Raw genomic sequence first — 14,224 nt, 5'->3', positions numbered from 1 at the left:
CGCGAGGATCGTCCTCGCAGCAGCATCCGCCACGACGACCACTGCGAGAGACCATGACCTACCCGCGCTCCTCCTTCGGCCCCGCTGCCGACCCTTCGACCAGCTCAGGTACCCAGGGGTCTGTGGCGCCGAGCCCCCGCTTCCCGCAGATCGAGGAGGAGGTGCTCGACTTCTGGAAGACCGACGACACCTTCCGCGCCTCCATCGAGCAGCGCGAGGGTGCCCCCGAGTGGGTGTTCTACGACGGCCCTCCCTTCGCGAACGGCCTGCCGCACTACGGCCACCTGCTCACGGGCTACGCGAAAGACGTGTTCCCGCGCTTCCAGACGATGATCGGGCACAAGGTCGACCGCGTCTTCGGGTGGGACACCCACGGGCTCCCGGCCGAGCTCGAGGCGATGAAGCAGCTCGGGATCACGGAGAAGAGCGAGATCGAGGAGATGGGGATCGACGTCTTCAACGAGAAGGCACGCTCCTCGGTCCTGAAGTACACGCGGGAGTGGGAGGACTACGTCACCCGCCAGGCCCGGTGGGTGGACTTCGAGCGCGGCTACAAGACGCTCGACCTCGGCTACATGGAGAGCGTGCTGTGGGCCTTCAAGACCCTGTACGACAAGGGACTCGCCTACGAGGGCTACCGGGTCCTTCCGTACTGCTGGCGCGATGAGACGCCGCTGTCCGCCCACGAGCTCCGCATGGACGACGACGTCTACCAGATGCGACAGGACCCGTCGGTCACCGTCACCTTCCCGCTCACCGGCGCGAAGGCCGAGGCGCTGGGCCTCACCGGCGTGCGCGCCCTCGCCTGGACGACGACCCCGTGGACCCTGCCGACCAACCTCGCGCTCGCCGTGGGCCCGGACATCGAGTACGTGGTGCTGCCCGCCGGTCCCGCCGGCGCCTCCGACGTGCACCAGGGCCGCGCCGCTCCCTCGGCAGACCAGCTCGCGGTTGAGGCCTCCGCGCACCGCTACCTGCTCGCGAAGGACCTGCTCGGCGGCTATGCCAAGGATCTCGGCTACGAGAGCCCGGAGGACGCGCTCGCCGCGGTCGACGCCACGCTCCGCGGCGCAGATCTTGCCGACGTCACCTACGACCGTCTGTTCGACTACTACGCGGACGAGGAGACCTACGGCACCGGGAACGCCTGGCGCATCCTCGTCGACGACTACGTCACCACGACCGACGGCACCGGCATCGTCCACCAGGCACCCGCCTATGGTGAGGACGACCAGCGCGTCGCCGGCGCGGCCGGCATCCCGACGATCCTGTCCCTCGACGACGGCGGGCGCTTCCTCCCGAACGTCACCGATGTCGCGGGCGAGCTGTGGATGGACGCGAACACGCCGCTCGTGCGCATCATCCGCGACAACGGCCGCCTGGTCCGGCTGCAGAGCTACGAGCACTCCTACCCGCACTGCTGGCGCTGCCGGAACCCCCTGATCTACAAGGCGGTGTCGAGCTGGTTCATCCGGGTCACCGACATCAAGGACGACCTCCTCGCGAACAACGAGCAGATCACCTGGGTGCCGGAGAACGTGAAGGAGGGGCAGTTCGGCAAGTGGCTCGAGGGTGCCCGCGACTGGTCGATCAGCCGCAACCGCTACTGGGGCTCGCCCATCCCGATCTGGAAGAGCGATGATCCGGAGTACCCGCGCGTCGACGCCTACGGCTCGCTGGAGGAGCTGGAGCGCGACTTCGGCACGCTGCCGCGCAACCCCGAGGGTGAGGTGGACCTGCACCGCCCGTACATCGACGACCTGACGAGGCCGAACCCCGACGACCCCACGGGCAAGAGCACGATGCGGCGCATCGGCGACGTCTTCGACGTGTGGTTCGACTCCGGCTCGATGCCGTACGCCCAGGTGCACTATCCGTTCGAGAACCAGGAGTGGTTCGACTCGCACTCGCCGGCGGACTTCATCGTCGAGTACATCGGTCAGACCCGCGGCTGGTTCTACGTCATGCACGTGCTCTCGACGGCGCTGTTCAACCGCCCGGCGTTCACGGGCGTCAGCTGCCACGGCATCGTGCTCGGCAGCGACGGCTACAAGATGTCGAAGTCGCTGCGGAACTACCCGGATGTGTCCGAGGTGCTGGACCGCGACGGGTCCGACGCCATGCGCTGGTTCCTCATGTCCAGCGCGGTGCTCCGCGGCGGGAACCTCATCGTCACCGAGGAGGGCATCCGTTCCGGCGTGCGCGAGTTCCTGCTGCCGCTGTGGAACTCGTGGTACTTCTTCGCGACGTATGCGAATGCTTCGACAGGCTCAGCACCCCAGGGAGGAGCAGGCTCAGCACCCCAGGGAGGAGCAGGCTCAGCACCCCAGGGAGGAGCAGGCTCGGCAACCCAGGGAGGCGGGTACGAGGCGTCGTGGCGCACCGACTCGACCGACGTCCTCGACCGGTACATCCTCGCGCGACTGGGCGATCTCGTCCGCGAGGTCCGCGCCGACCTGGAGGGTCTGGACTCGACCACCGCGTCCGCGCGACTCCGGGACTTCGCCGAGGTGCTGACGAACTGGTACATCCGTCGTTCGCGCGACCGGTTCTGGGTAGGTGTGACGGACGACCCGAAGAGCCGCGAGGCCTTCGACACGCTCTACACCGTGCTGGAGACGCTGTGCCGCGTGGCCGCGCCGCTCGTCCCGCTCATCAGCGAGCGCGTGTGGCAGGGCCTCACCGGCGGGCGCAGCGTGCATCTGCAGGACTGGCCGGATCCGGAGCAGTTCCCGGCGGCCGACGAGATCCGCGACGCCATGGATGCCGTCCGTGAGCTGTCGAGCGTCGGCAACGCGCTGCGCAAGAAGGAGAAGCTGCGCGTGCGCCTGCCGCTCGCACGGCTCACGGTGGTCTCTCCGCTCGCGGCCGACCTCGGCCAGTTCGAGGACATCCTCCGCGAGGAGCTCAACGTCAAGACCGTCGAGCTCGTCCCGCTGACCGACGAGGCGGCAGGGGAGTACGGCATCAGCCACCGGCTGAGCGTGAACGCCCGCGCGGCGGGTCCGCGCCTCGGCAAGGACGTGCAGAAGGCCATCCAGGCCGCGCGCTCGGGTGACTGGTCCGAGACCGACGGCGTCGTCACCGCCGGCGGCATCGCGCTGGAGCCCGCGGAGTACGATCTCGTGCTGGAGACCACGGGTCGCCCCGAGGGGGAGGCCCTGGCCATCGTCCCGTCCGGCGGGTTCGTCCTGCTCGACACCGACACGACGCCGGAGCTGGAGGCCGAGGGCATCGCCCGCGACGCCATCCGCGTCGTGCAGGAGGCGCGCAAGAACGCGGGCCTCGACGTCAGCGACCGGATCGTGCTGGCGCTCAACGCCGCCCCCGCGGAGGCGGCGGCGCTGGAGACCCACGCCGACCTCATTGCCGCCGAGACGCTTGCCGTGGCCTTCGCCGTGCAGCCGACCGATGACCTCGACCGGCTCGTCGACGAGGTCACGAGCCCCGGAGACGGCGTGCATCGGAGCGGGGCGAAGGCCCTCGGGGCCGGGAAGGCACCGCTCCTCGTCACGATCGACACGAACCTGGAGAAGGTGGGCGCATGAGTGCGAGAGACCGGGCCGACGCCGTCTATGAGACGCTGCTGAGCCGTGCCGGGGAACGCTGGGTGCAGCCGCGCAAGGAGCGCACGGCCCGCATCCTCGAGTACCTCGACGACCCGCAGCGCACCTACCGCGTTATCCACATCACCGGCACCAACGGCAAGACGTCGACCGCGCGCATGATCGAGAGCCTGCTGCGTGCCCATGACCTGCGCACTGGCCTGTTCACGAGCCCGCACCTGGAGCGCTTCACCGAGCGCATCATGATCGATGGTGAGCCGATCGCCGACGAGGCCGTGGCCGACGCCTGGGACGAGATCGAGCCGTTCGTGGGGATCGTCGACGCCGAGCTCGAGGCGGCGGGGGAGGCCCCGCTGACGTTCTTCGAGCTGCTCACGGTCCTCGCCTTCGTCGCCGTCGCCGATGCCCCCGTCGACGTGCTCGTGCTCGAGGTCGGCATGGGAGGGGAGTGGGACTCCACGAACACCGCGGACGGCGACGTGGCGGTGTTCGCTCCGATCGACATCGACCACGCGGACCGCCTGGGAAGCACGATCGCGGAGATCGCCCAGGTCAAGGCCGGCATCATCAAGGAAGGCGCTGCCGTCGTCTCCGCCCAGCAGCCGGCTGAAGCCGCCGAGGTCCTGCGTCGCGTGGCCGCGGAGCGTCACGCCACCATCGCCTTCGAGGGCGAGGACTTCGGGCTCTCCGAGCAGAAGCTCGCCGTCGGCGGTCAGCTCCTCACCATCCGCGGCCTCGCCGGGCAGTATGAGGAGGAGTACCTGCCGCTGTACGGCGCGCACCAGGGTCACAACGCGGCCCTCGCCGTCGCCGCCGTCGAGTCGCTGATCGGCGGGGCCGGCCAGGCCATCGCAGGCGGAGTGATCTCGGACGGCCTGCAGGGCAGCACGTCTCCCGGCCGTCTGCAGCTCCTCGGCATCGCCCCCACCGTCATCGTCGACGCCGCGCACAATCCGCACGGCGCCGCAGCGCTCGCCCAGGCGCTGGACGACAGCTTCGACTTCGACGAGTGGGGACTCGTGCTCGGCGTCCTCGCGGACAAGGACGCCGCGGGCATCGTCGCGCGTCTCGCGCCCGCCGCCGCGCACGTGTTCGCGACCGCGCCGGAGTCCGACCGCGCCAGCGATGCCGACCTCATCGCCGACCTCGTCGAACAGGCCGGACAGCGCGCCACCGTGCACCCGTCGCTCGCGGATGCCGCGGACGCGGCGCGGGAGTGGGCGGCCTCGTCGGATCGTCGGGCCGTGGTCATCGCCGGCTCCGTCGTGCTCGCGGGCGAGGCGATCGCGCTCTCCGAGGAGGAGGACTGGAAGTCGGGGTGGCGCGCGTGAGTGCCTCCGCCGCACCGCGTCGACCGCGCGCGCCGCGCACCCTCGTACAGAAGCTCGCCCCGGTGGTGCTCGGCTTCGAGGCGATCGTCGTCTTCCTCGTCGGCCTCACCATCTTCGGCTTGAAGGCGCTTCCGTCGGGCATCGAGCAGTGGTGGGGGATCGTGGGCGGTGCCGTCGTCGCGGTGGCCTGCGTCGTCATCGCCGGCATGATCACGAAGCCGTGGGCGATCGCCGCCGGCTGGATCGTCCAGATCGTCGTGGCCCTCTCGGCCATCGCGGTCCCCGCCGTGCTCCTCGTCGTCCTGATTTTCGGCGGGATGTGGGCGTATGCGACCATCATGGGGGCCCGCCTGGACGCACGACGCCCGAGCGGGGCTCCGACCGCGCAGAACGCAGACACAGAGAGTGAATGACATGGCCACCGAAGAAACCCTCGTCCTCGTCAAGCCGGACGGTGTCGCCCGCGGCCTCACCGGCACGATCCTCGCCCGCATCGAGGCGAAGGGCTACGCGCTCGTCGACATCCGCCTCGTCGAGCCCGACCGCGACCTCCTCGCCGCTCACTATGCGGAGCACGAGGGCAAGCCGTTCTACGAGCCCCTTCTCGAGTTCATGATGTCCGGTCCCTCCGTGGCGATCCGCCTCGCGGGCAACCGTGTCATCGAAGGGTTCCGCTCCCTCGCCGGCACGACCGACCCCACGACCGCCGCCCCCGGCACCATCCGCGGCGACTTCGGTCGCGACTGGGGCCTCAAGGTGCAGCAGAACCTCGTGCACGGCTCGGACAGCCCCGAGTCGGCGGCCCGAGAGCTGGGCATCTGGTTCGACTGACCCCATCTTCACGACGAAGCCCGTCCGCCGGAATGGCGGACGGGCTTCGTCGTTCGAGGAGAGGCGCTCAGAAGAGGATCTTCGCCATCTCGCCGAGGAAGTCGAGGCCCTGCAGCTGCGCCAGGAAGATGATCAGCGCGTACGCGATCACGGTCGCCAGCGGCACCCACGGCATGAGCTTGTCCGCCGTGGCGCGGACCTTCGCGTTGCCAGGGAAGGTGCCGTTGCGGGCGAGGTGGACCATGGTCGCGAAGAAGGTGGGGATCGTCACCGCCCAGGTCACCATGCACCAGGGGCACAGCACGAAGAGGTCGTAGAGGCTCTGGGCGATCAGCCAGCACACGAGGCCGAACGCGAAGGTGATGCCCACTCCGAACGCCGCCCAGAACCACCGGGGGAATCGCGCCCCGGCGAGGATCGCGACGCCGACGACGAGCGGCGCCATCCAGCCGGTGAGGCCGATGATCGGGTTCGGGAATCCGAACACCGATCCCTGCCACGACTGCAGGTTGGTGCTGCACTGGATGAAGGGACTGAGATCGCAGCCGAGCGCTTCCTTCGGGTGCTCCAGCAGTGCGAACTTCTCCACGGTGAGCTGGAAGGCGGCGTACCAGCCGATGACGCTCGCGATGATCAACCACACGGCATAGACGACGGGGCGGGTGCGCTGCTCGCTCATGCTCAGGATTATCCCAGCGACGGCTATGGAAAGGGCGAGAACCGCCCGGAGAAAACGGTCGGGGACCGAGAGATGCCGCGATCGGACCGATGTGGTGCGATAATGACCTGTGATGCGATGAACGGCGTTGCCGCGACACGCGTCGAGCAGACTTCGGGGCCCATGCCCCACGCGACCAGAGCCATGAGCCGGTCGCAGGCCGATTGAGTTCGCGGCACCCGCGGGTGCCGCATGAGATTTCACGGGACACGCAGTGGACCGTGCCAGGGAGCACGCCAGAGATGGCCGATGAGAACAATGACAACAACGCCCCCGCCCTCGACGCCCCGGCTGACGCCGCGGAGCCGCTGACGGCGCCCACCGCTCTCGCCGCGGAGGAGTCGGAGGATACCTCGCGGGATCAGGAGGACGCGGACGACGCGGCGGCGGAGGCCGCGGCGGACGACCGCGCTGCCGAGAACGCGGCGGCCGATGACGCCGCTGCGGCGGCGGACGATGCGGCTGCGGCCGCTGTCGAGGACGCCGCTGCCGCAGACGAGGCCGCCGCAGACGCGATCGACGCGGCGGCTCAGGTCGAGGAGGCCCCTGCGGAGCAGGGACCCGTTGAGCCGGCCCCTGCCGAGGAGGCTGCCGCGGAGGAGGCTCCCGCCGAGGAAACTCCCGCGGACGAAGGCCCCGCGGACGTGGCTTCCGCTGAGGCGGCGCCTGCGGACAAGACCCCCGCCGAGCCTGAGAAGCCCGCGGCCGTCACCGCCGTGTCGCTCGGTCTGCTGCCCGAGGTGTTCGTGTCGCAGGTGTCGACGCAGCTGCACTTCTACGCGCCGGAGGTCGTTCCGCTGCCCGCGCGCCCCGGTCGTGACGACCGTGCGCCGGAGCGCGACCAGGACGAGCCCGGTGCCGGTCGCCGCGGTCGTCGGCGCCGCGGCGGATCCGAGGGCGACGAGCAGCGGGAAGAGCCGCGGCAGCGTCAGCGGGTCGTCGAGTACATCACCGAGCCGAAGGCCATCAAGGGCTCGACGCGCCTCGAGGCCAAGAAGCAGCGCCGTCGTGACGGACGTGACGCCGGCCGTCGTCGTCCGGTCGTGACCGAGGCCGAGTTCCTCGCGCGCCGCGAGTCGGTCGACCGCAAGATGGTCGTGCGCTCCAAGAACGGCCGCACGCAGATCGGTGTGCTGGAGGACGGCGTGCTCGTGGAGCACTACGTCGCCCGCAACCAGGACGCCTCGCTGATCGGCAACGTCTACCTCGGTCGCGTGCAGAACGTGCTTCCCAGCATGGAGGCCGCGTTCGTCGACATCGGCCGCGGCCGGAACGCCGTGCTCTACTCGGGCGAGGTGGACTGGGACGGCGTCGAGACCGGCAACCAGCCCCGCCGCATCGAGCTCGCTCTGAAGCCGGGCGATCGCGTGCTCGTCCAGGTCACGAAGGACCCGGTGGGTCACAAGGGTGCCCGCCTCACGAGCCAGATCTCGCTGCCCGGCCGCTACCTGGTGTACGTGCCCGGCGGTTCCATGAACGGCATCAGCCGCAAGCTGCCCGACAACGAGCGCGCCCGCCTCAAGCGCATCCTCAAGGAGGTGCTGCCCGAGTCGTCCGGCGTGATCGTGCGAACGGCCGCGGAGGGGGCGACCGAGGATCAGCTGACCCGCGACGTGCAGCGCCTCACCTCCCAGTGGGAGCACATCCAGAAGCAGGTCGAGAGCCAGCAGGCTCCGGCGCTCCTGCACGCCGAGCCCGATTTGCTCGTGAAGATCGTCCGTGACGTCTTCAACGAGGACTTCACGAAGATGCTCATCCAGGGCGAGGAGTCGCAGCGCACCATCCGGGCGTACCTGGAGAGCGTCGCCCCCGACCTGCTCGAGCGTGTCGAGGCGTACGAGGACGACGTCGATCCGTTCGACGCGTTCCGCATCACGGAGCAGATCGAGAAGGCACTGGACCGCAAGGTCTGGCTGCCCTCCGGCGGTTCGCTCGTGATCGACCGCACCGAGGCCATGACGGTCGTCGACGTCAACACCGGCAAGTTCGTCGGCTCCGGTGGCAACCTCGAGGAGACGGTCACGAAGAACAACCTCGAGGCCGCCGAGGAGATCGTCCGCCAGCTGCGTCTGCGCGACATCGGCGGCATCATCGTGGTCGACTTCATCGACATGGTGCTGGAGTCCAACCGCGACCTCGTGCTGCGCCGACTCATCGAGTGCCTGAGCCGCGACCGCACGAAGCACCAGGTGGCCGAGGTCACCTCGCTCGGTCTCGTGCAGATGACACGCAAGAAGCTCGGTCTCGGGCTGCTGGAGACCTTCAGTGAGGCGTGCGAGGTCTGTGCCGGTCGCGGCGTGATCGTGCACCACGACCCGGTCGTGAAGCACCGTGCGAACGGCAGCAACAACGGCAACAACGGCGGTAACGGCAACGGCGGACGCCGTCAGCGCGGGAACGGCGGCAGCAACAACGGCAACGGCGGTGGCAACAACAACTCCGCACCTGCCGCGCCGCCGGTGACCCACAGCATCACCGAGGGGGCGAAGTCGGCCCTCGCGCAGATCGCCGCCTCCACGATCGTGCCGTCCGGCGAACCGGCCGCCGAGGCACCGGCGGCCGAGTCCGCGCCCGTCCCCGCCTCCGAGCGCCCGAAGAAGGCCCGGAAGAAGCGCGGTGACCGGAAGGGGCCGAAGACGCCCACCGAGGAGCTGCTCGACTCGGTGCTGGATGCGCTTCCGGAGCCCAAGGCGCCCGGCCAGGGTCGTGGACGGCGCCGGGTCACCACCGCCGCCCTCTCCGGTACGCCGGTGTCGGTGAACTCGGAGGCGTCAGTGCCGCCGGTCGCGTCCGCGGACCCGGAGGCCTGAGGAGATCAGGCGCCGGACCAGCTCCTTGCCGGGGACGTGCTGCGCACCACCGGCGATGAGCCGGGGGACGGCGTCCTCGGGGACGTCGTAGTGGTCGAGGTCGAAGGCCCGGGCGGGGATCCCGTGGGCGCGCGCGAAGGCGTGCAGCTCGTCGAGGTTGTCGTCGCTGACCAGGTGCGCCCACAGGCGTCCATGGGCGGGCCAGCGGGGGTCGTCGACGAGTACGGTCACTCCGTCAGCCTACGACCGGCCCCGTCACCCGGCTCACTTTGCGAGGTCAGCCGGCATCCGGTAAAGTAGTCCCTTGGTGCGCATGCCGCGTCGTCCTCGACGGCCGAAGCGGAGAGTCTTGCATTCGCGCCCGTCGTACCAGCGACGCATGCAAGCAACAGTCTTCCCGTGAGATTCTCGGAGCCGCGTGCTCCCCAACGAAACAGGTATGAAGTGGTTTACGCAGTAGTGCGCGCCGGTGGCCGGCAGGAGAAGGTCGAGGTCGGCACCATCGTTCAGCTCGACCGTGTTCAGGCTGCCCAGGGCGACGAGATCCAGCTGCCCGCCGTGCTGCTCGTCGATGGCTCCACGGTGACCACCGACGCCGACGCGCTGGCGAAGGTCACCGTCACGGCTGAGGTCGTCGGCAACCTCCGCGGCCCGAAGATCGTCATCCAGAAGTACAAGAACAAGACCGGCTACAAGAAGCGTCAGGGCCACCGCCAGGAGCTCACGCGCGTCAAGATCACCGGCATCAAGTAAGACCGAGGAGACCAGGACATGGCACACAAAAAGGGCGCAAGCTCCACCCGTAACGGTCGTGACTCCAACGCACAGCGCCTCGGCGTGAAGCGCTTCGGCGGTCAGCAGGTCCTCGCCGGCGAGATCATCGTCCGCCAGCGCGGCACGCACTTCCACCCCGGCGCCAACGTCGGCCGTGGTGGCGACGACACGCTGTTCGCTCTGGCCGCCGGTGCGGTCGAGTTCGGCGCGAAGGGCGGCCGCAAGGTCGTCAACATCGTCGCCGCTGCTGAGTGATCACAGCACCACGCTAAACATCCGGTTCGGGGCGGGCTTCGGCTCGCCCCGTCCGCGTATCTGCCGTCAGGCACCCCGAGCACACCGAAGGACTCGCACATGGTCACGTTCGTCGACACCGTCACACTGCACCTGCGTGCAGGCAAGGGCGGCAACGGCTGCGTCTCGGTGCACCGCGAGAAGTTCAAGCCCCTCGGTGGCCCCGACGGCGGCAACGGCGGCGACGGCGGCGACATCGTGCTCGTCGCCGACACGCAGACCGGCACGCTGCTGTCGTACCACCACTCGCCGCACCGGTCCTCTGGCAACGGCGGACCGGGCATGGGGGACCACCGCTCCGGTTTCGACGGCGAGACACTGGAGCTGCCCGTCCCGGTCGGCACCGTGGTCAAGAGCCCGAGCGGCGACGTCCTGATCGACATGATCGAGCCCGGTGAGCGCTTCGTCGTGGCGGCGGGCGGCCAGGGCGGCCTGGGCAATGCGGCCCTGGCGACTCCGAAGCGCAAGGCTCCCGGCTTCGCCCTGCTCGGCACCCCCGGCTTCGAGGGCGATGTCGTCCTCGAGCTCAAGACGGTCGCGGACGTGGCGCTCGTCGGCTACCCGTCCGCCGGGAAGTCGAGCCTCATCGGCGCGATCTCGGCCGCGCGGCCGAAGATCGCCGACTACCCGTTCACGACGCTGCACCCGAACCTCGGCGTCGTCCAGGTGGAGGACTTCCGCTACACCGTCGCCGACGTGCCGGGCCTCATCGAGGGCGCGAGCGAGGGCCGCGGCCTCGGACTCGAGTTCCTGCGGCACGTGGAGCGCTGCTCCGCGCTGCTGCACGTGCTCGACTGCGCGACGCTGGAGCCGAACCGTGACCCGATCTCCGACCTCGAGGTCATCCTCGCCGAGCTCGCCGCGTACGAGGTGCCGGAGGGGCAGACGCCCCTGCTGGAGCGCCCGCAGTTCGTGGCGCTGAACAAGGTCGACGTGCCGGAGGCCCGTGACCTCGCCGATCTCGTGCGTCCTGATCTGGAGGCCCGCGGATTCCGGGTCTTCGAGATCTCCACAGTCTCGCACGAGGGGCTGCGCCCGCTCACCCTCGCCCTCGGGGAGCTCGTCGAGAAGCACCGCAAGGAGACCGCGGTCGAGGCCCCGCGCGAGCGCGTCGTCATCCGCCCGAAGGGCTCCGTGAAGCCGTTCACGATCCGCGTCGAGGGCGGCACGTACGGCAACGTCTACCGCATCCTCGGTGAGAAGCCGGTGCGCTGGGTGCAGCAGACCGACTTCCAGAACGAGGAGGCCGTGGGCTACCTCGCCGACCGTCTGGAGAAGCTGGGCGTCGAGGACGAGCTCTTCCGCCTCGGCGCCGTCCAGGGTTCGACCGTCGTCATCGGCGAGGGCGACAGCATCGTCTTCGACTGGGAGCCCACGATGAGCTCCGCCGCCGAGCTCATGTCGGCGCCCCGCGGCACCGACCCGCGTCTGGCTCCGAACGCCCGCCGGACCACGTCCGAGCGTCGCGAGAAGTACTACGAGCGCATGGACGCCAAGGCGCAGGCGCGCGCGGAGTTGGAGGCGGAGCGCCTCGCGACGTACCGCGAGGACGAGGCGTGACCGCACGCACGCGCGCCGATCTCGCGACGGCGACGCGGATCGTCGTGAAGGTGGGCTCGTCGTCCATCAGCGGCGAGTCGTCCTGGCGCATCCCGGTGATCGTCGAGGCGCTGGCGGCGGCGCACGCCCGCGGGGCCGAGGTCGTGCTCGTGTCGTCGGGAGCGATCGCCTCCGGCATCCCGTTCCTCCGTCTGGATGCGCGGCCCACCGATCTCGCCACGCAGCAGGCCGCGGCCGCGGTCGGCCAGAACATCCTCGTCTACCGGTATCAGGAGGCTCTGCGCCCCTTCGACATCGTCGCCGGCCAGGTGCTGCTCACGACCGGAGACCTCGAGAACCCGACGTCGCGCTCGAACGCGCGGCGGGCCATGGAGCGCCTCCTGGGGCTGCGCACGCTGCCGATCGTGAACGAGAACGACACGGTCGCGACACAGGAGATCCGCTTCGGCGACAACGACCGGCTCGGCGCCCTCGTGGCCCAGCTCATCGAGGCGGACGCCCTCGTCCTGCTCAGCGACATCGAGTCCCTCTACACGCGGCCTCCGAGCGACCCCGGCGCCGAACCCATCGACGTCGTCGCCCCCGATGCGGACCTCTCCGGGCTGGAGTTCGGTGCGACCGTGGTCAACAGCGTCGGCACCGGGGGAGCGGCCACGAAGGTCTCCGCTGCCCGACTCGCGGCGGCCTCGGGCATCGGGGTGCTGGTCACCAGCGCCGACCTCGTGGCGCAGGCCCTTGCAGGCGCCGACATCGGGACCTGGTTCGAGCCCGCCACCTCCTAGACTGGGCGGATGACCGACCTCACCCCTCAGACGCGCCTGGAGCGGGCCAAGGAGGCCTCGCGGACGACCGCCGCCCTCACGAGCGACGACAAGGCACGGGCGCTCGACGCCATCGCCGTCGCCCTCGAGGAGAACGCCGCCCGCATCATCGAGGCCAATCAGCGTGACGTCGCGCGCGGTCGGGACGACGGCATCGGCGAGTCGCTCATCGACCGCCTCCGCCTCGACGAGAAGCGGGTCTCCGCCCTCGCCGCGGCCGTCCGCGACGTGGCGGCCCTGCCCGATCCGGTGGGTCGTGTGGTCGGCGGACACCGCATGCCGAACGGCGTGGCTCTGGAGCAGGTGCGCGTCCCCTTCGGGGTGGTCGGGGCGATCTACGAGGCGCGTCCCAACGTCACGGTCGACATCGCCGCCCTCGCGCTGCGTTCGGGGAATGCGGTCGTCCTGCGGGGAGGCAGTGCGGCGCTCCATTCCAACACCGTGCTCGTCGACGTCATGCGTTCCGCCCTCGGCGACGCCGGGGTGACGCCCGAGGCGATCCAGACCGTGGACGACTTCGGGCGCGACGGGGCGAAGGCGCTCATGCACGGCCGCGGCTTCATCGACGTGCTCGTCCCGCGCGGCAGCGCCGGGCTCATCGAGACGGTGGTGACCGAGTCGACCGTGCCCGTCATCGAGACGGGCGCCGGGAACGTGCACATCCTGCTCGACGAGAGCGCCCCCGACGACTGGGCCTGCGACATCGTCGTGAACGCCAAGGTGCAGCGCCCCAGCGTGTGCAATGCGGTCGAGACGATTCTCGTCCACCGGCAGGCGGCGCCGCGCCTGATCCCGCTCGTCGCGAGCGCCCTCATGAGCGAGGGGGTGGCGATCCACGGCGACGACGTGGTCGCCGGGCTCGTGGCGAACATCATCCCGGCCACGGAGGAGGACTGGGCGACGGAGTACCTGAGCCTGGACGTCGCTATGAAGGTCGTCGACAGCCTCGACGACGCGCTCGATCACATCCGTCGCTACAGCACGGGGCACACGGAATCCATCGTCACCACCGATTCCCGCAGCGCGGAGCGGTTCCTGGCCGAGGTGGATTCGGCGGTGGTGATGGCGAACGCGTCCACTCGGTTCACCGACGGGGCCGAGTTCGGCTTCGGTGCCGAGGTCGGGATCTCGACGCAGAAGCTGCACACGCGCGGTCCGATGGGGCTCTCCGAGCTGACCAGTACGAAGTGGCTCGCGCGTGGGGCGGGTCAGACGCGCGGCTGAGGGCTAGACTGGGGGACGCTGTATCCCTACAGGACCCCCGAGACAGCACGCCACGAACGGAGTCAGGATGAACCTCGTCGCACAGATCGCGATGGCCGCCGCAGAGACCGAGCACCACGGCAACGTGGCTCTCGAGACCCTGATCTTCGGAGTCATCGCCGCGATCGTGTTCGCCGCTCTCGGCTTCGTGACGCTGTCGTACAAGAACGTCGCGAACCGCCACTCCGCCAAGGCAGAAGCCTGGGCGGCGAAGCACGGCAAGGACCACGAGGCGGGACACGGCCACTAGGCCCTC

At 69.8% G+C, this 14,224-nt stretch carries 13 protein-coding genes; 11 read left to right on the top strand and 2 right to left on the bottom strand.

Annotated features, from left to right (window positions below):
* The first annotated feature begins 53 nt into the window (after positions 1-53).
* From ileS to ndk, 4 genes are read left to right on the top strand one after another with little or no spacing between them, the layout of a single operon-like run.
* A complete protein-coding gene (gene ileS, locus AB0310_RS06455) occupies positions 54-3,548 on the top strand; it encodes an isoleucine--tRNA ligase (RefSeq protein ID WP_366236818.1) in 3,495 nt (1,164 codons plus the stop codon).
* Positions 3,545-4,897, top strand: a complete 1,353-nt coding sequence (locus AB0310_RS06450) for a bifunctional folylpolyglutamate synthase/dihydrofolate synthase (protein WP_280565584.1) — start codon at positions 3,545-3,547, stop codon at positions 4,895-4,897. The genes ileS and AB0310_RS06450 overlap by 4 nt, the downstream gene beginning before the upstream one ends.
* Complete coding sequence (locus AB0310_RS06445; protein ID WP_366236817.1) at positions 4,894-5,310, top strand: DUF4233 domain-containing protein; 417 nt, start codon at positions 4,894-4,896, stop codon at positions 5,308-5,310. Before AB0310_RS06450 ends, AB0310_RS06445 begins: the two co-directional genes overlap by 4 nt.
* A 1-nt stretch (position 5,311) precedes the next feature.
* Positions 5,312-5,728, top strand: coding sequence for a nucleoside-diphosphate kinase (gene ndk, locus AB0310_RS06440; protein ID WP_071329548.1), 417 nt, complete (start codon positions 5,312-5,314; stop codon positions 5,726-5,728).
* A 67-nt stretch (positions 5,729-5,795) separates the two neighbouring features.
* Here the strand turns inward: ndk and AB0310_RS06435 are convergent, their stop codons facing one another.
* Complete coding sequence (locus tag AB0310_RS06435) at positions 5,796-6,407, bottom strand: vitamin K epoxide reductase family protein (RefSeq protein ID WP_366236816.1); 612 nt, start codon at positions 6,405-6,407, stop codon at positions 5,796-5,798.
* A gap of 281 nt (positions 6,408-6,688) precedes the next feature.
* On the opposite strand from AB0310_RS06435, the gene AB0310_RS06430 reads away from it, so the two are divergent.
* Positions 6,689-9,256: an Rne/Rng family ribonuclease gene (locus AB0310_RS06430; RefSeq protein ID WP_292798160.1), complete on the top strand. Its 2,568-nt coding sequence runs from the start codon at positions 6,689-6,691 to the stop codon at positions 9,254-9,256.
* Here AB0310_RS06430 and AB0310_RS06425 read toward each other — a convergent pair.
* The gene (locus AB0310_RS06425) at positions 9,218-9,487 is read right to left on the bottom strand and encodes a DUF4031 domain-containing protein (RefSeq protein ID WP_187661702.1); all 270 of its coding nucleotides are present in this window, start codon (positions 9,485-9,487) and stop codon (positions 9,218-9,220) included. The two genes, AB0310_RS06430 and AB0310_RS06425, sit on opposite strands and share 39 nt — an antisense overlap.
* A 213-nt stretch (positions 9,488-9,700) precedes the next feature.
* Between AB0310_RS06425 and rplU the strand changes: the two genes are divergently transcribed.
* The 6 genes from rplU (at position 9,701) to AB0310_RS06395 (ending at position 14,218) form a co-directional block, all read left to right on the top strand.
* Positions 9,701-10,009, top strand: a complete 309-nt coding sequence (rplU, locus tag AB0310_RS06420; RefSeq protein ID WP_187661701.1) for a 50S ribosomal protein L21 — start codon at positions 9,701-9,703, stop codon at positions 10,007-10,009.
* Between the two features lie 18 nt (positions 10,010-10,027).
* Positions 10,028-10,285, top strand: coding sequence for a 50S ribosomal protein L27 (rpmA, locus tag AB0310_RS06415; protein WP_025104972.1), 258 nt, complete (start codon positions 10,028-10,030; stop codon positions 10,283-10,285).
* Positions 10,286-10,384: 99 nt separating this feature from the next.
* Positions 10,385-11,884 carry a GTPase ObgE gene (gene obgE / locus AB0310_RS06410; protein WP_280565574.1) on the top strand — a complete coding sequence of 500 codons (1,500 nt, stop codon included), beginning with the start codon at positions 10,385-10,387 and terminating at the stop codon, positions 11,882-11,884.
* On the top strand, positions 11,881-12,666 hold the full coding sequence (proB, locus tag AB0310_RS06405; RefSeq protein WP_187661699.1) for a glutamate 5-kinase: 786 nt from the start codon (positions 11,881-11,883) through the stop codon (positions 12,664-12,666). The genes obgE and proB overlap by 4 nt, the downstream gene beginning before the upstream one ends.
* Positions 12,667-12,675: 9 nt before the next feature.
* Positions 12,676-13,929: a glutamate-5-semialdehyde dehydrogenase gene (locus tag AB0310_RS06400; RefSeq protein WP_366236815.1), complete on the top strand. Its 1,254-nt coding sequence runs from the start codon at positions 12,676-12,678 to the stop codon at positions 13,927-13,929.
* A 67-nt stretch (positions 13,930-13,996) separates the two neighbouring features.
* Positions 13,997-14,218, top strand: coding sequence for a hypothetical protein (locus AB0310_RS06395; RefSeq protein ID WP_187661697.1), 222 nt, complete (start codon positions 13,997-13,999; stop codon positions 14,216-14,218).
* Positions 14,219-14,224: the final 6 nt, after the last annotated feature.

The organism is Microbacterium meiriae (assembly GCF_040702565.1).
Taxonomy (GTDB): domain Bacteria; phylum Actinomycetota; class Actinomycetes; order Actinomycetales; family Microbacteriaceae; genus Microbacterium; species Microbacterium meiriae.
Note: the sequence above shows the minus strand (reverse complement) of the source record. Positions and strands in the feature narration are given on the sequence as shown.

Coding starts and splice junctions, on each gene's coding strand:
- AB0310_RS06450 (WP_280565584.1), top strand. CDS start 3,545: ATGAGTGCGAGAGACCGGGCCGACGCCGTCTATGAGACGCTGCTGAGC.
- rpmA (WP_025104972.1), top strand. CDS start 10,028: ATGGCACACAAAAAGGGCGCAAGCTCCACCCGTAACGGTCGTGACTCC.
- obgE (WP_280565574.1), top strand. CDS start 10,385: ATGGTCACGTTCGTCGACACCGTCACACTGCACCTGCGTGCAGGCAAG.
- ndk (WP_071329548.1), top strand. CDS start 5,312: ATGGCCACCGAAGAAACCCTCGTCCTCGTCAAGCCGGACGGTGTCGCC.
- ileS (WP_366236818.1), top strand. CDS start 54: ATGACCTACCCGCGCTCCTCCTTCGGCCCCGCTGCCGACCCTTCGACC.
- AB0310_RS06430 (WP_292798160.1), top strand. CDS start 6,689: ATGGCCGATGAGAACAATGACAACAACGCCCCCGCCCTCGACGCCCCG.
- AB0310_RS06435 (WP_366236816.1), bottom strand. CDS start 6,407: ATGAGCGAGCAGCGCACCCGCCCCGTCGTCTATGCCGTGTGGTTGATC.
- AB0310_RS06400 (WP_366236815.1), top strand. CDS start 12,676: ATGACCGACCTCACCCCTCAGACGCGCCTGGAGCGGGCCAAGGAGGCC.
- AB0310_RS06395 (WP_187661697.1), top strand. CDS start 13,997: ATGAACCTCGTCGCACAGATCGCGATGGCCGCCGCAGAGACCGAGCAC.